Annotated in this window: 18 protein-coding genes and 1 pseudogene; 9 read left to right on the top strand and 10 right to left on the bottom strand. The window is 72.8% G+C overall.

The window, feature by feature from the left end; all coding sequences use genetic code 11:
- The first annotated feature begins 62 nt into the window (after positions 1–62).
- Positions 63–1,199 (top strand): HoxN/HupN/NixA family nickel/cobalt transporter, encoded by a 1,137-nt coding sequence (locus tag ACFC1T_RS19785; protein ID WP_375890255.1) that lies wholly within the window; start codon positions 63–65, stop codon positions 1,197–1,199.
- A 95-nt stretch (positions 1,200–1,294) separates the two neighbouring features.
- On the opposite strand, the gene ACFC1T_RS19790 is transcribed toward ACFC1T_RS19785, so the two are convergent.
- On the bottom strand, positions 1,295–2,233 hold the full coding sequence (locus ACFC1T_RS19790; protein WP_375890257.1) for an SGNH/GDSL hydrolase family protein: 939 nt from the start codon (positions 2,231–2,233) through the stop codon (positions 1,295–1,297).
- 352 nt (positions 2,234–2,585) lie between these two features.
- Between ACFC1T_RS19790 and ACFC1T_RS19795 the strand changes: the two genes are divergently transcribed.
- The 3 genes from ACFC1T_RS19795 (at position 2,586) to ACFC1T_RS19805 (ending at position 5,249) form a co-directional block, all read left to right on the top strand.
- Positions 2,586–3,008 (top strand): (2Fe-2S) ferredoxin domain-containing protein, encoded by a 423-nt coding sequence (locus tag ACFC1T_RS19795; protein ID WP_375890259.1) that lies wholly within the window; start codon positions 2,586–2,588, stop codon positions 3,006–3,008.
- 117 nt (positions 3,009–3,125) lie between these two features.
- On the top strand, positions 3,126–3,380 hold the full coding sequence (locus ACFC1T_RS19800) for a hypothetical protein (protein WP_350510191.1): 255 nt from the start codon (positions 3,126–3,128) through the stop codon (positions 3,378–3,380).
- A 201-nt stretch (positions 3,381–3,581) separates the two neighbouring features.
- The gene (locus tag ACFC1T_RS19805) at positions 3,582–5,249 is read left to right on the top strand and encodes a fibronectin type III domain-containing protein (protein ID WP_375890261.1); all 1,668 of its coding nucleotides are present in this window, start codon (positions 3,582–3,584) and stop codon (positions 5,247–5,249) included.
- Between the two features lie 47 nt (positions 5,250–5,296).
- On the opposite strand, the gene ACFC1T_RS19810 is transcribed toward ACFC1T_RS19805, so the two are convergent.
- Positions 5,297–5,629: a YnfA family protein gene (locus tag ACFC1T_RS19810; RefSeq protein ID WP_375890263.1), complete on the bottom strand. Its 333-nt coding sequence runs from the start codon at positions 5,627–5,629 to the stop codon at positions 5,297–5,299.
- 19 nt (positions 5,630–5,648) lie between these two features.
- Positions 5,649–6,863 carry a pyridoxal phosphate-dependent aminotransferase gene (locus ACFC1T_RS19815; RefSeq protein WP_375890264.1) on the bottom strand — a complete coding sequence of 405 codons (1,215 nt, stop codon included), beginning with the start codon at positions 6,861–6,863 and terminating at the stop codon, positions 5,649–5,651.
- 97 nt (positions 6,864–6,960) lie between these two features.
- On the opposite strand from ACFC1T_RS19815, the pseudogene ACFC1T_RS19820 reads away from it, so the two are divergent.
- Positions 6,961–7,344 (top strand): annotated as a pseudogene (locus ACFC1T_RS19820) (winged helix-turn-helix transcriptional regulator); the annotation flags it as partial.
- 245 nt (positions 7,345–7,589) lie between these two features.
- The gene (locus ACFC1T_RS19825) at positions 7,590–8,423 is read left to right on the top strand and encodes an SGNH/GDSL hydrolase family protein (RefSeq protein WP_375890266.1); all 834 of its coding nucleotides are present in this window, start codon (positions 7,590–7,592) and stop codon (positions 8,421–8,423) included.
- Between the two features lie 4 nt (positions 8,424–8,427).
- Here ACFC1T_RS19825 and ACFC1T_RS19830 read toward each other — a convergent pair whose 3' ends face one another.
- On the bottom strand, positions 8,428–9,099 hold the full coding sequence (locus ACFC1T_RS19830) for a GNAT family N-acetyltransferase (protein ID WP_375890268.1): 672 nt from the start codon (positions 9,097–9,099) through the stop codon (positions 8,428–8,430).
- 158 nt (positions 9,100–9,257) lie between these two features.
- On the opposite strand from ACFC1T_RS19830, the gene ACFC1T_RS19835 reads away from it, so the two are divergent.
- Positions 9,258–10,190, top strand: coding sequence for a pentapeptide repeat-containing protein (locus ACFC1T_RS19835; protein WP_375890270.1), 933 nt, complete (start codon positions 9,258–9,260; stop codon positions 10,188–10,190).
- 257 nt (positions 10,191–10,447) lie between these two features.
- On the opposite strand, the gene ACFC1T_RS19840 is transcribed toward ACFC1T_RS19835, so the two are convergent.
- The 5 genes from ACFC1T_RS19840 to ACFC1T_RS19860 all read right to left on the bottom strand — a co-directional run bounded on the left by ACFC1T_RS19840 (position 10,448) and on the right by ACFC1T_RS19860 (position 13,207).
- The gene (locus ACFC1T_RS19840) at positions 10,448–11,182 is read right to left on the bottom strand and encodes a tyrosine-protein phosphatase (protein WP_375890272.1); all 735 of its coding nucleotides are present in this window, start codon (positions 11,180–11,182) and stop codon (positions 10,448–10,450) included.
- A 22-nt stretch (positions 11,183–11,204) separates the two neighbouring features.
- Complete coding sequence (locus ACFC1T_RS19845) at positions 11,205–11,837, bottom strand: TetR/AcrR family transcriptional regulator (RefSeq protein WP_375890274.1); 633 nt, start codon at positions 11,835–11,837, stop codon at positions 11,205–11,207.
- 57 nt (positions 11,838–11,894) lie between these two features.
- A complete protein-coding gene (locus tag ACFC1T_RS19850) occupies positions 11,895–12,218 on the bottom strand; it encodes a hypothetical protein (protein WP_375890276.1) in 324 nt (107 codons plus the stop codon).
- A complete protein-coding gene (locus ACFC1T_RS19855; protein ID WP_375890277.1) occupies positions 12,215–12,724 on the bottom strand; it encodes a DUF6232 family protein in 510 nt (169 codons plus the stop codon). The genes ACFC1T_RS19850 and ACFC1T_RS19855 overlap by 4 nt, the downstream gene beginning before the upstream one ends.
- An 84-nt stretch (positions 12,725–12,808) precedes the next feature.
- Positions 12,809–13,207 (bottom strand): RidA family protein, encoded by a 399-nt coding sequence (locus ACFC1T_RS19860; RefSeq protein ID WP_375890279.1) that lies wholly within the window; start codon positions 13,205–13,207, stop codon positions 12,809–12,811.
- Positions 13,208–13,279: 72 nt separating this feature from the next.
- Between ACFC1T_RS19860 and ACFC1T_RS19865 the strand changes: the two genes are divergently transcribed.
- Positions 13,280–14,236: a LysR substrate-binding domain-containing protein gene (locus ACFC1T_RS19865; protein WP_375890281.1), complete on the top strand. Its 957-nt coding sequence runs from the start codon at positions 13,280–13,282 to the stop codon at positions 14,234–14,236.
- Here ACFC1T_RS19865 and ACFC1T_RS19870 read toward each other — a convergent pair.
- Positions 14,197–15,096 carry an aminoglycoside phosphotransferase family protein gene (locus ACFC1T_RS19870; RefSeq protein ID WP_375890282.1) on the bottom strand — a complete coding sequence of 300 codons (900 nt, stop codon included), beginning with the start codon at positions 15,094–15,096 and terminating at the stop codon, positions 14,197–14,199. The genes ACFC1T_RS19865 and ACFC1T_RS19870 overlap by 40 nt on opposite strands.
- Positions 15,097–15,318: 222 nt before the next feature.
- Between ACFC1T_RS19870 and ACFC1T_RS19875 the strand changes: the two genes are divergently transcribed.
- Complete coding sequence (locus ACFC1T_RS19875; protein ID WP_375890283.1) at positions 15,319–17,817, top strand: Tex family protein; 2,499 nt, start codon at positions 15,319–15,321, stop codon at positions 17,815–17,817.
- Positions 17,818–17,850: the final 33 nt, after the last annotated feature.

Below are 17,850 nucleotides of genomic sequence, written 5' to 3' on the forward strand. Positions count from 1 at the left end.
AAAGATGGCCCAGCTTTCTCCGGACCGCCCGAGTCCGGACCGCCCGAAAGAAGGACCACACGATGCCCAGCGCCGCCACAGCCGCCCCGGCAGGTGCCCCAGCCGTCCGATGGCGCGACCGGCTCACCCGCGAGGAGTGGATCCGGCTGGCCGGGATGGGCGGCTTCATCCTCGCGCTGCACGTCATCGGCTGGTTCACCCTGCTCGCGCTGGTGGCGCCCGAGCACTACGACGTCGGCGGCCAGGTCTTCGGCGCGGGCATGGGCCTGACCGCCTACACCCTCGGGATGCGGCACGCCTTCGACGCGGACCACATCGCGGCGATCGACAACACCACCCGCAAGCTGATGGGCCAGGGCAAGCGGCCGCTGTCGGTCGGCTTCTGGTTCTCGCTCGGGCACTCCTCGATCGTCTTCGGCCTCTGCGCGCTGCTGGCCTTCGGCATCCGCACGCTCGCGGACCAGGTCCAGGCGGACGACTCGACCCTGCACAAGATGACGGGTCTGATCGGCACCGCGGTCTCCGGCAGCTTCCTGCTGCTGCTCGGCCTGATCAACCTGGGCGCCTTCAACGGCATCCTCAAGGTGTTCCGCCGGATGCGCGTCGGCGAGTACGACGAGGCGGAGCTGGAGCGCCAGTTGGAGCGCCGCGGGCTGATGAACCGGATCCTCGGCAAGGTCACCCGGGCGGTCACCAAGCCCTGGCACATGTACCCGGTGGGCCTGCTGTTCGGCCTGGGCTTCGACACCGCGACCGAGGTGTCCCTGCTGGTGCTGGCCGGCGGCGCGGCGGCGTTCTCGCTGCCCTGGTACGCGCTGCTGACGCTGCCGATCCTGTTCGCGGCCGGGATGAGCCTGCTGGACACCATCGACGGCTCGTTCATGAACTTCGCCTACGAGTGGGCGTTCTCCAAGCCGGTCCGCAAGATCTACTACAACCTGACGGTCACCGGCCTGTCGGTGCTGGTCGCGCTGGTCATCGGCCTGGTCGAGCTGATCGGCCTGCTCGGCGAGAAGCTGGACATCACCAGCGGGCCGATCGCCTGGATCGGCGGGCTGGACCTCAACTTCGTCGGCTACGCGATCGTCGGCCTGTTCGTGCTGACCTGGGCCGGGGCGATCGCGTTCTGGAAGTTCGGCCGGGTCGAGGAGAAGTGGTCGGCGGGGCTGGCGGCGGGCTCCGCGGCCGACGCCGAGTAGCGCGCCGCCCGCAGACGGGCCGAGGACGGTCCGAGGGGCCGGTGACCAGACCCTGGTCACCGGCCCCTCGTGGCTCTCCACGACGGACGGGCGGATTACTTGAGCGCGGCGAGCACCGCGTCCGCCATCACCTTCTCGCCGGTGGCGTTGGGGTGGAACGGTACGGCGGGCGAGCCGGGCAGGGCGCCCTCGATCCAGCGGTCGTCCGAGCAGACGTCGTGCCCGCGGGTCGGCGTCGCGGTGTCCACGTACGTCGCGCCGTTGGCGGCCGCGGTGGACTTGAGGGCGGCGTTCAGCTTGTCGAGCACGCCGTGCATGTACTCCACGTCGCCGGGGGTCACCGGTTGGCGCAGGACGCAGGTCGAGCCGTCGGCGGGCAGCACGGACGGGTAACCGACCAGCAGCACCCGGGCCTTGGGGGCCTTGGCGTGGATCTGCCGGAGGGTGGTGGCGATCTGGGGGGCGATGGTGCCGGTGATCCGCTCGGCCAGGTCGTCGTTGCCGTACTGCCAGGACCACGTCCGCCAGTCGAAGTAGCCGTGGTGGTAGACGTCCTTGCAGGGCGTGCCGAGCGGGTTGACGACCGCGCCGGCGATGCAGGTGGCGACGAGTTCGCCGAGGCCGAGGTCGCTGGCGGCGAGGTCGTTGCCGCCGATCCCGAGGGTGACCAGGTCGGTGTCGGCGGTCACCGAGTCCAGCTGCGGGTCGTTGACCCGGATGAAGGCGTCGTACTGGGGCTGCGTCATGGCCTTGACCTTGGCGGCCGCGCAGGTGACGTCGGTGTACGCGCCCGCCTTGAGCGAGGCGGCGACCAGGTGGCCGTAGTTGTGGTCGGAGCGCAGGCACAGGCCGGCCGACTGGCCGGGGACGCCGGCACCGGCGGCGTAGGAGTCGCCGAGGGCCACGTAGTGCTTCGGCGCGGGGGTGGCCGCCTGGGCGGTGGTGGAGGTGAGCGCGAGGGCGGCGCCGACGGCGACGGCCGCGAGGGCGCTGGAATTGCGGAGTCGCCGGGAATTCCGGGCAGGGCGGAGCACGGTTCCTCCTGGGGGAGAGAAACGACGGGTGGGGGGTCGTGCTGAGCCGGGCCACAGCTACTACTCGTACTACTCGCAGGTAAGTTACTTCCAGGTTTCGCGGCCGTCCATAGGTGACGGCGGAATTTCCGGAAATCCCGTCAGATGACACCGGGTGCCATTTCGAATTCCGCTCCACCGCGTTTCGGAATTGCCGCCGATACGTGCGGGAAGGGAATTCGGTTCACCTGGTGCGTGTTCCGGGTCTCCCGGGGCCCCGGGCGGTCTCGATGCCCGGTGGGCTGACAGGTACAGTTCCGGTGCAGAGCGTGCCGTCGAACCGGGCCGCCGACCAGGAGGGGGACCAGCGGGGATGAGCCGCCGAGAGCGCGACCGTGACCGCGACCGCGACGGCAAGCGGGGCACCGGTGCCCCGGTGACCGTCACCGTCTGCCGCGACTGCTGCTGCGGCAGCCTGACCAAGCACCCCGAGGTGGACCACGCGGGCCAGTTCGAGCGACTGCGGACGGCGGTCGGCTCGGCGGGCCGGGTCCGGGGGTCGAAGTGCCTGGACGTCTGCTCCCAGTCCAACGTGGTGGTGGTCGGCCCGTCCAGCGAGGGGCGGGCGGCGGGGGCGCGTCCGGTCTGGTTCGGCTTCGTGCTGATGGACGAGATGATCGACGACATCGCCGCCTGGGTGCGGGCGGGCGGCCCCGGCGTCGCCGAGCCGCCCGGGCTGCTCGACCTCCAGCTGATCTCGGTCTCCCGTCGGGTCCGCGAGGGCCTGCCGGAGTGACCGCGGGGACCGCGAGGTGCTGACGGACCGTCAGATCGACGTCCCGGCACGGCTCCGGGGTCGGCCCACTACCATGACCGGTGGCGTCGAGCCGTTCCGCGCAACGGGAGGAAGACGATGACGACGGTCTGCCGCATCTGCGCGGGCACCGGCCGGACCGCCGGCCTCAACTGCCGTACCTGCCAGGGCACCGGCACCACCGAGGTGGGCGGAGGGGGCGGCAACTGCTTCCTCTGCGACGGCACCGGGGTGTACGTGCGCTACCGGGTGGACGCGACCGGCGCCAAGCAGGCGTACCGGGACGAGATCTGCCGCACCTGCGACGGCACCGGCAACCGGTCGGCGAACCTCTGGGACGAACCGTCCTCCTGAGCGGTCCTCCTGGGCCACCGTCCTGGGCCGCCGTCCCCCGAACCACCCGCCCGGCCGGGGCCGATGATCCGACATCACTTCGATGTGGACATGCTCTTTACCTAACCATGGTCGAACGTTGGTGTTCGAGTGGCCGATGCGCTGACCCCCGTTCACCGGAAGTCCGTGCGCGGTCAACGCGCCGCTGACAGAGTCCCGCGCATGGATATCCCCAACATGGGCGTGCCGGCCAAGCTTGCCGACCGCATGAGCATGGCCGAGCAGCACGAGTACCTGCGGGCCCGTTTCTCCCGCCGCCGGATGCTGCGCGCCGGTGCCGTCACCGTGGGCGCGGTCGCCGTCGGCGGTGCCCTGGGCAGCGCGCCGGCCTTCGCCGCCCCGGCGAGCCCCCAGCTCCTGACGGGTGCCACGACGGCCGGCATCGACGGTGCGCTGGTCGCGCCGGTCGGGCGTCACCTCCAGTTCGGCGCCGAGCCGGACACCCAGTTCCGCATCTCCTGGCAGGTCCCGGCGCCGGTCAAGAAGCCGTTCCTGCGCTTCGGCAAGCACCCGTGGGAGCTGAGCCACAAGATCCAGGCCGAGGTCCGCGCGCTGCACACCCCGGCGCTGACCCCGACCGGCAAGCCGGTGGACCAGTACTACCTGCACGTGGCGCTGGAGGACCTCCAGCCCGACACCACCTACTACTACGGCGTCGGCCACGAGGGCTTCGACCCGGCCTCGCAGCAGCAGATCTCCACCCTGCACACCTTCCGCACCGCGCCCTCCCGCGACCACCGCTGGGGCAAGGTGTACGAGCCGTTCACCTTCACCGCCTTCGGCGACCAGGGCGTCAGCGCCCACGCGGCCGGCAACGACAACATCATCAAGGCCCAGAAGCCGGCCTTCCACCTGCACGCCGGCGACATCTGCTACGCCGACCCGGCCGGTTCCGGAACCGACCCGGACAAGTCCGTCTTCAACGCCAAGACCTGGGACGACTTCCTGGTCCAGACCGAGACGGTCGCCGCCGACATCCCGTGGATGGTCGCCTACGGCAACCACGACATCGAGGCCTGGTACTCGCCGAACGGCTACGGCGGCGAGAACGCCCGCTTCTTCCTGCCGGACAACGGCCCGGACCCGCGCCAGGTCCCCGGCGTCTACACCTTCCGGTACAAGAACGTCGGCGTCATCTCGCTGGACGCCAACGACGTCTCCTACGAGATCCCGGCCAACCTGGGCATCTCGGCGAACAAGCAGACCAAGTGGCTGGAGCGCACCCTCAAGGACCTGCGCAACGACGAGACCGTCGACTTCGTCGTGGTCTTCTTCCACCACTGCGCCTTCTCCACCACCGTCGCCCACGCCTCCGAGGGCGGCGTCCGCGAGGCCTGGGTGCCGCTGTTCGAGAAGTACCGGGTGGACCTGGTCATCAACGGCCACAACCACATCTACGAGCGCACCGACGCCATCCTCGGCAACAAGGTCTCGAAGCAGGTGCCGAGCGGCGCCACCATCGAGCCGGTCAAGGACGGCGTGGTCTACGTGACCGCAGGCGCGGCCGGCCGCAGCCTGTACAACTTCGCGACCCCGGACACCTACGAGGGCCACGAGAACCACCAGGACGAGGTGCAGAGCTACTACTGGAGCAAGGGCCGGGTGAAGACCCCCGAGACCATCCAGTGGTCGCGGGTCCGCTACACCGGCTACTCCTTCATCAAGGTCGACGTCACCCCGGCCCACCTGGGCCAGAAGTCGTCCATGAAGGTCACCGCGCTGGCCGAGAACGGCACCCAGATCGACCACTACACGATCCTGCGCAAGGTCGGCGAGGGCTGGGACTCCAACAGCGACGACGACGGCCAGGGCGGCGGCTGGGGCTGGTAGTCCCCGAACCCCCCCCTGCCGGGCCCCGGCGTCGAGGAGCGAAGCCCTCAGCGCCGGGGCCCGTACATGATCACGCCGACCCCGGCCAGGCAGATCAGCGCGCCCAGCACGTCGTAGCGGGTCGGCCGGAAGCCGTCCACGGCCATGCCCCACAGCAGCGAGCCGGCCACGAACACCCCGCCGTAGGCGGCCAGCACCCGGCCGAACTCGGCGTCCGGCTGCCGCGCCGCCACGAAGCCGTACACGCCCAGCGCCACCACGCCCAACCCGGCCAGCCACCACGGCCGTTGCTCCCGCACGCTCTGCCAGACCAGCCAGCAGCCGCCGATCTCGGCGACGGCCGCGAGGGCGAACAGGACGACGGAGCGCAGAACGGTCATGGTCCGTGAGCGTACGGGCTCAGACCTGCCGGTACGTGGCCAGGAAGCGCCCGATCCGGTTGATCGCCGTCTCCAGGTCGTCGGCGCGCGGCAGGGTGACGAAGCGGAAGTGGTCCGGGCGGGGCCAGTTGAAGCCGGTGCCCTGGACGACGTGGATCTTCTCGCGCAGCAGCAGGTCCAGCACGAAACGCTCGTCGTCGACGATCCGGTGCACCGCCGGGTCGAGCTTGGCGAAGGCGTACAGCGCGCCCTTGGGCTTGACGCAGCTGACCCCGGGGATCTCGTTGAGCGCCTTGACCGCGATGTCGCGCTGCTCGGTGAGCCGGCCGCTCGGCAGGACCAGGTCGTTGATCGACTGGTGGCCGCCGAGCGCGGCCTGGACGGCGTACTGCGCGGGCACGTTGGGGCACAGCCGCATGCCGGAGAGCATGGTCAGGCCCTCCAGGTAGTCGGTGGCGTGCTGCTTGGGGCCGGAGACGACCAGCCAGCCGCTGCGGAAGCCGGCCACCCGGTAGGCCTTGGACAGGCCGTTGAAGGTGAGGGTGAGCACGTCCTCGGCGAGCGCGGCCAGGCAGTGGTGCTCGGTGCCGTCGTAGAGGATCTTGTCGTAGATCTCGTCGGCCAGCACCATCAGCTGGTGGCGGCGGGCCAGGTCGAGGATCCCCTCCAGCAGCTCCTTCGGGTAGACCGCGCCGGTCGGGTTGTTGGGGTTGATGACGACGATCGCCTTGGTGCGGGCGGTGATCTTGGCGGCGATGTCGTCGAGGTCCGGGTACCACTCGGCCTCCTCGTCGCACAGGTAGTGCACGGCCTTGCCGCCGGCCAGCCGGACGGAGGCCGTCCACAGCGGGTAGTCCGGCATCGGGACGAGCACCTCGTCGCCGTCGTCCACCAGGGCGGTGATCGCCATCTGGATCAGCTCGGAGACGCCGTTGCCGAGGTAGACGTCGTTGACGCCGACGCCCTGGACCCCGCGCTGCTGGTAGTACTGCACCACGGCGCGGCGGGCCGGCAGGATGCCGCGCGAGTCGCTGTAGCCGTGCGCCGAGGGCAGGTTGCGGATGATGTCCTGGATGATCTCCTCGGGCGCCTCGAAGCCGAACGGCGCCGGGTTGCCGGTGTTCAGCCGCAGCACGCTGTGCCCGGCCTCCTCCAGGGCGTTGGCCTGGTCGACCACCGGACCCCGGATCTCGTAGCACACGTCGTTCAGCTTGCTCGACTGCCGAAACTCCATCTGCGGCCTCCCGACCGTCACCACCGCTCCGCTGCTACCGCTTTGTTCTACCAAGTAGGCACTTGGAAAGTCCAACCTTTTGGCTATGCTGATCCACATGTCACGCCGAAGCTACGACCAGTACTGCGCCGTCGCCCGCGCCCTGGACGCGGTGGGGGAGCGCTGGAGCCTCCTGATCGTCCGTGAACTCCTGCGCGGCCCGCGCCGCTACACCGACCTGCACGCCGACCTGCCCGGGGTCTCCACCGACATCCTGGCCGCCCGGCTCAAGCAGCTGGAGGGCGAGGGGCTCGCGGAACGGCGGCGGCTGGAGCGGCCCGCCAACGCCACGGTGTACGAGCTGACCGACCGGGGGCGCGAACTGCGACCGGTGATCGAGGCCCTCGGGGAGTGGGGGCTCGGCGCCCTCGGCGACCAGCGGCCCACCGACGCGGTGCGGGAGCACTGGTTCACGGCTCCGGGTGCGGGCGCGGGTGCGGGCGCGGGTGCCGCGGCGGCCGTCGGGGGCTGAACGGGCGCCGGGCGGGGGCTGAGCTGGGCGGGGGCTGAGCGGGGCGGCGGCAAGGCCCCCGTCGCCGGCCGCCGCCCCGTGGCCCCAGGATGGCGCAGGGCGATAAACGCACACTGGACGCCGAATGAGCGGCCGGGCCCCCGCGACACTGGTTGGCAAGTGCACACGTACGATCGTCGGATCGCGGAGCCAACTCAGGAGAGCGGAAGCAGCCCGTGCCCACCATCAGCCGCAGTTACGCCAGCTACGTCGCCGTCGGGGACTCCTTCACCGAGGGCATGTGCGACGACCTCCATCCCGACGGCCACTACCGCGGCTGGGCCGACCGGGTCGCCTCCGCGCTCGCCGCCGAGGGCGGGTCCGAGGGCGGGTCCGAGGGTGGATCCGAGGGTGGATCCGAGGGTGGATCCGACGGCTTCCGGTACGCCAACCTCGCCGTCCGCGGCAAGCTCATCGGCCAGATCCACGACGAACAGCTCCCCGCCGCCGCCGGGATGGGCGCCGACCTCGTCACCCTGGCCGGCGGCCTCAACGACGTGCTGCGGCCCGGCTGCGACATCGACCGGGTCGAGCGGCTGCTCGGCCGCTGCGCCGCCGAACTGCGCGCCACCGGCGCCACCGTCGTCCTGTTCACCAGCACCGACCCCAGCCGCAGGATGGCCGGCGGCGCCCGGCTGCTGCCCGCCATCCTGCGGATGAAGGCCTTCGTCCAGGAACTCGGGCGGCAGGACGGCTACGCCGTCGTCGACCTGTTCTCCGCGCCCTGCTTCGACGACCGCCGGCTCTGGGCCGAGGACCGGCTGCACCTCTCGCCCGAGGGCCACCGCCGGGTCGCCGAAGGCGTCCTGGAGGCCCTCGGCCGCCCGGCCGCCTTCGACTGGCGCGCCCCGCTGCCCGCCGTCGCCCCGCCCGGCCGCGCCGAACGGCTGCGCTCCGACGCCCGCTGGCTGGGCACCCACCTCGGCCCCTGGATCGGCCGCCGCCTCACCGGCCGCTCCTCCGGCGACGGCCGGCCGCCGAAGCGGCCGGAGCTGCTGCCGTTCCCCTAGTCGGTTAGTCCACCCAGCTCCCCTCGGGCTTCTCCGCCTCCAGGACCAGGCTCGCCATCGGGGCGCGGGTGGTCCAGCCGAGGGCCCGGTAGAGCCCCTGGCCGTCCGCCGTGCCGACCAGGACGCCGGTGCGGGCGCCCGCCTCGTACGCGCCGGACAGCAGGGCCCGCATCACCACCGAGCCCAGGCCCCGGCGGCGGTGCTCGGGGGCGGTGCCGATCTGGTCCGGTACGGCGACCGGGCCGGCCAGGCCCACCTGGCCGCGGGCGGCGAGGTGCCCGTCCGTGCTGCGCACCAGGGCGCGCAGCACGCCGCCCCTGGTCCAGGTGGTCAGGGTGTAGCCGGTCGGCGGCTGCGCCCGCTCGGGGGTGAGCGCGGTGGTCATCAGGAAGCCGGGCTGGTCCAGCCGCCACTCAGGGCCCAGCCAGGGCCGTACCGTCCCGTCCTCGGCGAACAGCTTGAGCCAGGTGGTCGGCGCGGTGGTCGCCCCGGCGAGCGCGCGGACGGCCTGCTCGGTCGGCTCGGGCAGCACGTACCGCCCCACCTCCCGGTCCGGCGCACCGACGTCGATGCTCCAGCCCCAGGGCCGCTCCACCGGGTCGGCGGCGCCCCGGGAGACGGTCCAGCCGCTGATCCACATCCGGACCAGCTCGGTGACGGTCGACTCCGGCGTCATGTGCGGCATCGTGTGCGGCATCGTTCGGATCCCCCCGCATGTAATGGCCTCTGCTTGCCTGCATACCTTACTCAAGCGGAGGGCGGCCTGCCCAGTAATCTTGACGGGTTCGAGGTGCCGGCTCCCGCCGGCGCCCAGCAGCTGGAAGGACCCCGGACGTGAGCGAGACCGAGCCGCCGCAGGACCCCACGGCGGCCGCGCCGACCCCGCTCCGCTCCGACTGCGGCAGCTGCTTCGGACTGTGCTGCGTCGCCCTGCCCTTCGCGGCCACCGCAGACTTCGCGGTGAACAAGGCCGCCGGCACCCCCTGCCGCAACCTGCAGACGGACTTCACCTGCGGGATCCACGCCCGCCTCCGCGACAGCGGCTTCCAGGGCTGCACCGTCTACGACTGCTTCGGCGCCGGCCAGCGGGTCTCCCAGGTCACCTTCGGCGGGGTCAGCTGGCGGGAGGAACCCGCCACCGCCAAGCCGATGTTCGACGTCTTCCCGATCGTCCGGCAGCTCCACGAACTGCTCTGGTACCTCACCGAGGCGCTCACCTTCGCCCCCGCCCGGCCCGTCCACGCCGAACTGCGGCAGGCCCTGGAGGAGACCGACCGCCTCGCCTCCGGCACCCCCGAGGAACTCCTCGCCGTCGATGTCGCGGCCCACCGCGGCCGGATCAGCGAGCTCCTGCTGCGGGCCGGCGAACTCGTCCGCGCCGCCGTCCCCCGCCGCCGCGAGCACCGCGGCGCCGACCTCTTCGGTGCCCGCCTGCGCGGCGCCGACCTCCAGGGCGCCAACCTGCGCGGCGCCCTCCTGGTCGCCGCCGACCTCTCCGGCGCCGACCTGCGCCTCGCCGACCTCATCGGCGCCGACCTCCGCGACGCCGACCTCGCCGGCGCCGACCTCAGCACCGCCCTCTTCCTCACCCAGGCCCAGCTCAACGCCGCCCGCGGCGACGCCACCACCCGCCTCCCGGCCGCCCTCACCCGCCCCACCCACTGGCCCGCCACCGCCCCGACGGGCGCGACCCCAGGCCACCGCAAGCCCCGCAGCGGCCCCCGCCCCCAGAGCGGCACCCGCTCCGGCAGGCCGCGCCGCCGCTAGGGTTCGTCTTCAAACTCCCGTCGTTCGCCCGGAGGGCGGGCGGGGCGGCGTTGGGGTGCGTGCATCGCAAGGCGGAGGAGGGAGCCCAATGCAGCGCATTGGCGACCGACGACAACGCGGCGAGGCGCGTGCCCCGGCGTCGGCCCGCAGACGGGAGTTTGAAGACGGACCCTAGAGCTCGGGCCGGTCCTCGGGTACCACCGCGGCGATCCCCGTGCCGGTGCGTGGGGCGGTGCTCGGCAGCCGGCCGGAGTCGATCAGGGTGTGAGCAGGCGTGACCGCAGGGCGTCGATCCGGGCGTGGTCGATGCCGACGGTGCCGGTGAGGTAGGCCTCGACGGAGCCGTAGCGGGTGGCGAGGTCGGCGAGGGTGAGGCGGATGACGGTCTCCGGGGCGCGGCCGTAGCCGGGCCAGCGGAGGGTTTCGCCGGGGTGGGCGGCGTGCCAGTCGGCGACCAGGTGCGGGGTGGCGAGCTCGGTGAGGGCGAAGTCGGCGGCGATGTCGTCCTCGGAGACGCCGAGCAGGGTGAGCACCAGGGCGGCGATAAGGCCGGTGCGGTCCTTGCCGGACATGCAGTGGAAGACCACCGGGGCGTCGGCGTCGGTGATCGCGTCCAGGGTCTGGCGGATCTCCTTGACGCCGTCCTCGGCGACCTCGGCGAAGCGGTCGGCGAGGTAGCGCCACGGGTCGAGGTCCGGGTCGATCGCGGCCTGGTCGTAGGGGCGGTGCTCGATCGAGTGGTTGCGGAAGTCCAGGCCGTCGACGTCGGGCACCCGGCCCTTGGCGGCGATCTCCCAGTCGTAGCGCAGGTCGATCACGGTCCGGACGCCGAGGGCCCGGAGCCGCTCCAGGTCGGCGGGGGAGGAGAGCTTGCCGAGCGAGTCGGAGCGGTAGAGCAGGCCCCACCGGACGGTCCGTCCGTCGGCGGCCGGATAGCCGCCCAGGTCACGGAAGTTGTGCAGGGCGTCGAACGCGAGGTGGCGGGTCGTCATGGGCGGCCATCCAACCACGGCGTCAGGCGCCGGAGTAGCCCCGGGCGAGCAGCTCGAAGGCGCGGTCGGCGTGGGCGACGGCCTCGGCGTGGAGGTCGTCGGCGGTGCGGCCGCCGTCCCGCAGGAGCTGCCAGTTGTGCAGGGCGAGGACCCGCTGGGTGGCGGTGACCTGGGCGGCGAGCAGCGGGGCGGTGAGCTCGTGCGGCGGGGCGAGGTCGGGGGCCGCGCGCAGCGCCTCGGCGAGGGACTGCTCGGCGCGGGCCACGTACGCGCCGACCCGGGCGGCCAGGCTGGGGGTGCCGTACACGAGGGCGGTGAAGGCCAGCACGGCCGGGTGGTCGTTGAGGCCGGTGACCGGGTCGTGCCGGTCGAGGCCGTCCAGGAAGTCCCGGCGCAGGGCGTCCAGCACGGTCTCCTCCCCGGTCCGGCCCCGGACCACGTCCGCCGCCTGCTCCTGGTGGTCGGCGAAGCGGTGGACGACCAGGTCCTCCTTGCTGGCGAAGTAGCTGAACAGGGTGGGCTTGGAGACCTCGGCGGCGGCGGCGACCTCCGCCACCGAGACCTGGTCGAAGCCGTGCTCCAGGAAGAGCGCGATGGCGGCCTCGGAGATGGCCCGCCGCGTCCGTTCCTTCTTGCGCTCCCGCAGTCCCGTCATGCCGGTCAGGCTAGCAGTCGGGGTTGACCGGGACAGTTTTCTGACCCAGTACGAAAATCAGCTGCTGAGCGACTCCAGGATCCGGCGGACCGACTCCACCACCGGCGCGCCCGCCCGCACCAGCGAGGCCACCCCCGAGATGTTGCGCAGCGCCCGGCGCAGGGCGGACGGCGAGGCCCCGGCGCCGTCGCCGATGGCCTCCAGCGACTCGTCCAGCACCTCGCGGTCCTCGGCCGGCACCTGGTCGCGCAACTGCTGGACGGCGGCGACGAGTTCGCGCAGCGCGGCCTGCGGATCGACCGGGCCCTGGTTCTTGACGATGCCGATGTTGTGGTCACCGTGCTGGGTGACCGAGTCGCCGAAGTGGAAGGAGTTGCTCACAGTCCGACCCGCTTTCCGGTGTTGTGGTCGCCGTACTGGGTGATCTTGTCGCCGATGTGGAGGTTCTCCACCTGGAAGGCGAACTCCGCCTGGGGGTTGTCGATCGCCTCCATGATCATCTGGATCAGGTTGGTGATCTGCCACTCGTGGTGGCTCACCACAGCGGTGGTGGCGGCGTTCGAGGTGTCGAGGACCAGCCGGTACACCGGCTTCTGCCGCAGCTTGGTGACGAGCCGGTAGAGGAAGAACGCCAGGCCGGCCAGTAGCAGCACGCTCGGGAGGGCGGCCTGCGTGGCGTCCGCCCCGTTGCGGGTGAGCGCGCCGAGCAGGCTGACCGCGCACAGCAGCCCAATCACCTGCCGGACGAACCTGATGACCGTCCGCGAGCGCTTGGGCGGCCACCACACCAACTGCCGAGCCCGGGCGATGTGCTGCAGCGGGTAGGCGTCGCCGCCGATCCACAGCACCCGCCGGCTCACCCTGACGTCGATCACGTTCCGTGCCAAGTCCGCTCCCCCTGCCGCTCGTGCGGGGAGAACCATAGCAACGGCCGGGGACGGCAGGAATGCTGGCGGTGGATCAGGCGGCCCTCACTCGGCCTGGCGCCGGGCGGTCACCTCGATCTCGATCCGCATCCGGGGGTCGGCCAGGGCGCACACCTGCATCGTCGCGGCGGGCCGGACCTCGCCGAAGCAGCGCCGCAGCACCGGCCAGCAGGGCTCGAAGTCCGCGCGCTCGGGCAGCAGGTAGCGCACCCGCACCACGTCGGCGAAGCCGGAGCCGGCCTCGGCCAGGGCGGCCGCGATGGTACGCAGGCACTGCTCGGCCTGCTCCACCACGTCCGGGGAGATGGTCATGGTGGCGTAGTCGAACCCCGTCGTCCCGGACACGTGCACCCAGTCGCCGTCCACCACGGCGCGGGCGTAGCCGATCTGTTCCTCGAAGGTGGAGCCGCTGAGCACGGCGCGTCGCCCGAGTCGTTCTGTCATGCGCCGAACGCTAGGTGGCCTGCGGGGATACGTCCAATACTCCTGCGGGGCCGATCTGATATCCCTGGAGGTATGGAGCACCGCCCCGAACTTCCCCTCCCGCAGCTGCACGCCTTCACCGTGCTCGCCGGGGAACTGCACTTCGGCCGGGCCGCCGCCCGCCTCGGCATCGCCCAGCCGCCGCTGTCCCAGCAGATCCGCCGACTGGAGGAGAAGGTCGGCCACCCGCTGTTCCGGCGCGAACCGGGCGGCGTCACCCTGACCCCGGCCGGGCAGGAGCTGCTGCCGGTCGCGCGCCGGGTGCTGGCCGAGCTCGCGGACGGGCTGGCGGCCGCCCGGGCGGTGGGCGACGGGGAAGCGGGCCGGCTGCGGATCGGCTTCTCCGCCTCGCTCGCCCTGACCGTCCTGCCCGGCCTGCTGCACGCCTTCCGGGAGCACCACCCGGGGGTGCGGCTGGACGTCCGGGAGATGACCAGCGCGCCCCAGCTCACCGCCCTGCGCGACCGGGGCATCGACGTCGGCCTGCTGCGCGAGCCGCCCGCCGACGACCCGGAGCTGCGCTTCCGGACGGTGCTCGGCGAGCCCTTCGTCGCGGTGCTCCCGGCGGACCATCCGCTCGCCGCCCAACGGGTCGTCCGGCTCGGGCAGTTGGCGGCGGAACCGTTCGTGCTGCTGCCCCGGGAGGAGGGGCCGCAGCTGTACGACCGGATCACCGGCCTGTGCGCGGAGGCGGGTTTCACCCCGCGGATCGGACAGCAGGCGGTGGAGTGGCAGACGGTGTGCGCCCTGGTGGGGGCGGGCCTGGGCGTCTCGCTGGCCCCGGCCGGCATCCGGCGGATCCGGCTGCGCGGCGTCGCCTTCCGCCGGATCGACCCGGCTGCCGCCCGCACCCGGGTCGCCGTGGCCTGGCGGGCCGACGACCGCAGCCCGCTGGTGCACCGGCTGCTGGAGATCGTCGGGCCGGAACGACACCAGGTCTGCCGTCCGGCTCAGACGCTGCGGTCGGCGAGCACCTCGCGGACGACGTGACGGGCGTTGGCGGTCCGGGCCGGGTCGGTGTGGCGGTAGTAGGGGATCGTCACCAGGGCTATGGAGAGGGCCCAGGCGCGGCCGCGGGCCCACATGGCGTCGTCGGCGCGCAGGGCGGCGCGGAAGGCGGGTCTGGCGGCGGCGGGCAGCAGGTTCCAGGCGGGCATCAGGTCGGTGGTGGGGTCGCCGACGCCCATCAGGGCGAAGTCGATGACGGCGGCGAGCCGGCCGGAGCCGTTGAGCAGCAGGTTGCCGGGGGTGAGGTCGCCGTGCGTCCAGGCCGGCGGTCCGGCGTACTCGGGGAGGCGGAGCGCCTTGTCCCACAGGGCGGTTGCGGCGGCGGTGTCGATCGCACCGGTGAGTTGGGCGATCGCCGCGCGGGTGGCGCCGTCCCGGGAGGCGAGCGGCACGCTGCGGTGGCCGGCCGGGGCACCGGCCGGGTCGAGGGTGCGCAGGGCGTTGACGAAGCCGGCCAGGTCGCGGGCCAGGCCCTCGGGCGCGGCGAGCACGCCGACCGCCGGGTTGACGCCGTCGAGCCAGCGCACCACCGACCACTGCCAGGGGTAGCCCGCGGCGGGGCGGCCGACGGCCAGCGGGGCGGGGACGGGCAGCGGCAACTGCGGTGCCAGCCGGGGCAGCCACTGGTGCTCGCGCCGGACGTCCCCGGCGGCCCACTCCACCCGGGGCAGCCGGACGGCGAGTTCGGGCCCGAGCCGGAACATGGCGTTGTCCGTCCCGGCGGACCCGACGGGCGTGACCGGCAGGCCCACCCACTGCGGGAACTGGGCGGAGAGCAACCGCCGTACCAGGGCCGCGTCGACGACCGGTCCATCGGGGTGCATCCGGGCGGCAGCGCACATGCCCGGCAGCGTACAGCGCGGACCGCCGCCCGACAGGCGGATCGGCGAACTGCCGGGCCCGACGAGGTGAGGGGACGGTGATCGGCCGGCGGACGGACGGCGAACGCCGGGCCCGGGCGCGCGCCACGCCCGCCACCCCGGGTGCGGCCGTGCGGTGTCACCGGCACCTGCCAGAATGCGGGGGGTACGGCGAAAGCACTGAAGGAGAAGGTGACCGGCTTCGTGACCACGCCAGTCGAACAGGTGGCCCGGCAGGCCCAGCAGGCGATCGAGCGCAAGATCGCCGAGGAACTGGGCGTTCGCGAGGGGCAGGTGACGTCCGCGGTCGAGTTGCTCGACGGCGGCGCGACCGTGCCGTTCGTGGCCCGCTACCGCAAGGAGGTCACCGGCTCGCTGGACGACGCCCAGCTGCGCACCCTGGAGGAGCGGCTGCGCTACCTGCGGGAGCTGGAGGAGCGCCGGGCGGCCGTCCTGGAGTCGATCGACGCCCAGGGCAAGCTGGACGACGCGCTGCGCGCCCAGGTGCTGGCCGCCGACTCCAAGGCACGGCTGGAGGACATCTACCTGCCGTACAAGCCCAAGCGGCGCACCAAGGCGCAGATCGCCCGGGAGGCCGGGCTGGAGCCGCTGGCCGACACCCTGCTCGCCGACCCGACGCAGGACCCGGCGGCGCTCGCCGCGCAGTACCTGAACGAGTCGGTGGCGGACGGCGCGGCCGCGCTGGAGGGCGCCAGGTCGATCCTGGTCGAGCGCTTCGGCGAGGACGCGGACCTGGTCGGCTCGCTGCGCGAGCGGATGTGGGGCCGCGGCCGGGTGGTCGCGAAGGTCAGGGACGGCAAGGAGGCCGACGGCGCCAAGTTCGCCGACTACTTCGACTTCTCCGAGCCGTACACCAAGCTCCCCTCGCACCGCATCCTGGCGATGCTGCGCGGCGAGAAGGAGGAGGTGCTGGACCTCGAACTCTCCCCCTACGACGGCGAGTCCGAGGGCGACCTGCCCGGCGAGAGCGACTACGAGCAGCGCATCGCGGCCCGCTTCGGCATCGCCGACCGCGGCCGCCCGGCCGACAAGTGGCTGGGCGACACCGTCCGTTGGGCCTGGCGCACCCGCGTCCTGGTGCGGCTCGGCATCGACCTGCGGGGCCGGCTGCGCGCCGAGGCCGAGGACGAGGCGGTGCGGGTCTTCGCCGCTAACCTGCGCGACCTGCTGCTCGCCGCCCCGGCCGGCACCCGCGCCACCATGGGCCTCGACCCGGGCTTCCGCACCGGGGTGAAGGTCGCCGTGGTGGACGCCACCGGCAAGGTGGTCGCGCACGAGACCATCTACCCGCACCAGCCCGCCAACAAGTGGGACGCCGCGCTGCACACCCTCGCCGCGCTGGCGAGGAAGCACGACGTCGACCTGGTGGCGATCGGCAACGGCACCGCCTCCCGGGAGACCGACAAGCTCGCCGAGGACCTGCTCAAGCGCCACCCCGAGCTGGGGCTCACCAAGGCGATGGTCAGCGAGGCCGGCGCCTCCGTGTACTCGGCCTCCGCGTTCGCCTCCCAGGAACTGCCGGAGCTGGACGTGTCGATCCGCGGCGCCGTGTCGATCGCCCGCCGGCTCCAGGACCCGCTGGCCGAACTGGTCAAGATCGACCCCAAGTCGATCGGCGTCGGCCAGTACCAGCACGACCTGAGCGAGGTGAAGCTGTCGCGCTCGCTGGACGCCGTGGTCGAGGACTGCGTCAACGCCGTCGGCGTGGACGTCAACACCGCCTCGGCACCGCTGCTCACCCGGGTCTCCGGCATCACCGCCACGCTGGCCGACAACATCGTGGCGCACCGCGACGCCAACGGCCCGTTCCGCACCCGCAGGCAGCTCAAGGACGTCTCCCGGCTGGGCCCCAAGGCCTTCGAGCAGTGCGCGGGCTTCCTGCGCATCCCCGGCGGCGAGGACCCGCTGGACGCCTCCAGCGTGCACCCCGAGGCCTACCCGGTGGTGCGCCGGATCCTCGCCTCCACCGGCGGCGAGCTGCGCGAGCTGATCGGCAACGGGGAGCGGCTGCGGGCGCTGCGCCCGGCGGAGTTCGCCGACGACACCTTCGGCGTCCCGACCGTCACCGACATCCTCGGCGAGCTGGACAAGCCGGGCCGTGACCCGCGCCCGGCCTTCCGCACCGCGGTGTTCAAGGAGGGCGTCGACAAGATCGGCGACCTGGAGGTCGGCATGGTGCTGGAGGGGGTGGTCACCAATGTGGCCGCCTTCGGCGCCTTCGTCGACGTGGGCGTCCACCAGGACGGGCTGGTGCACGTCTCGGCGCTGTCCAGGAACTTCGTCAAGGACCCGCGCGAGGTGGTCAAGCCCGGCGACATCGTCAAGGTCCGGGTGCTCACGGTGGACGTGCCGCGCAAGCGGATCGGGCTCACCCTGCGGCTGGACGACGAGGTCGGCCGGGAGCGGGGCGGCGACCGCGGTGACCGCGGCGACCGCGGTGGCGACCGGGGTGAGCGGCAGGCCCGCCCGCCGCGCCAGGAGCGCCGTGGCGGCGACCGGGGCGCAGGTCAGGGTGCGGGCCAGGGCGGCCGGGGCGGTCAGGACCGGCGCGGCGGCGGCTCGGGCTCCGGCTCCGGCGGCAACGCCCCGCTGGGCAACAGCGCCATGGCGGACGCGCTGCGCCGGGCCGGTCTGACCGGCGGCGAGGGCGGCGGGAAGGACCGGCGCTCCGGACGGCGCTGAGCCCGGACGGCGGCGGGGCCGGTGGACGCGTCG

It is taken from the genome of Kitasatospora sp. NPDC056076 (genome assembly GCF_042266305.1).
GTDB lineage: Bacteria > Actinomycetota > Actinomycetes > Streptomycetales > Streptomycetaceae > Kitasatospora.

Coding starts and splice junctions, on each gene's coding strand:
- ACFC1T_RS19785 (WP_375890255.1), top strand. CDS start 63: ATGCCCAGCGCCGCCACAGCCGCCCCGGCAGGTGCCCCAGCCGTCCGA.
- ACFC1T_RS19795 (WP_375890259.1), top strand. CDS start 2,586: ATGAGCCGCCGAGAGCGCGACCGTGACCGCGACCGCGACGGCAAGCGG.
- ACFC1T_RS19800 (WP_350510191.1), top strand. CDS start 3,126: ATGACGACGGTCTGCCGCATCTGCGCGGGCACCGGCCGGACCGCCGGC.
- ACFC1T_RS19805 (WP_375890261.1), top strand. CDS start 3,582: ATGGATATCCCCAACATGGGCGTGCCGGCCAAGCTTGCCGACCGCATG.
- ACFC1T_RS19810 (WP_375890263.1), bottom strand. CDS start 5,629: ATGACCGTTCTGCGCTCCGTCGTCCTGTTCGCCCTCGCGGCCGTCGCC.
- ACFC1T_RS19815 (WP_375890264.1), bottom strand. CDS start 6,863: ATGGAGTTTCGGCAGTCGAGCAAGCTGAACGACGTGTGCTACGAGATC.
- ACFC1T_RS19830 (WP_375890268.1), bottom strand. CDS start 9,099: ATGACGCCGGAGTCGACCGTCACCGAGCTGGTCCGGATGTGGATCAGC.
- ACFC1T_RS19840 (WP_375890272.1), bottom strand. CDS start 11,182: ATGACGACCCGCCACCTCGCGTTCGACGCCCTGCACAACTTCCGTGAC.
- ACFC1T_RS19845 (WP_375890274.1), bottom strand. CDS start 11,837: ATGACGGGACTGCGGGAGCGCAAGAAGGAACGGACGCGGCGGGCCATC.
- ACFC1T_RS19860 (WP_375890279.1), bottom strand. CDS start 13,207: ATGACAGAACGACTCGGGCGACGCGCCGTGCTCAGCGGCTCCACCTTC.
- ACFC1T_RS19865 (WP_375890281.1), top strand. CDS start 13,280: ATGGAGCACCGCCCCGAACTTCCCCTCCCGCAGCTGCACGCCTTCACC.
- ACFC1T_RS19870 (WP_375890282.1), bottom strand. CDS start 15,096: ATGTGCGCTGCCGCCCGGATGCACCCCGATGGACCGGTCGTCGACGCG.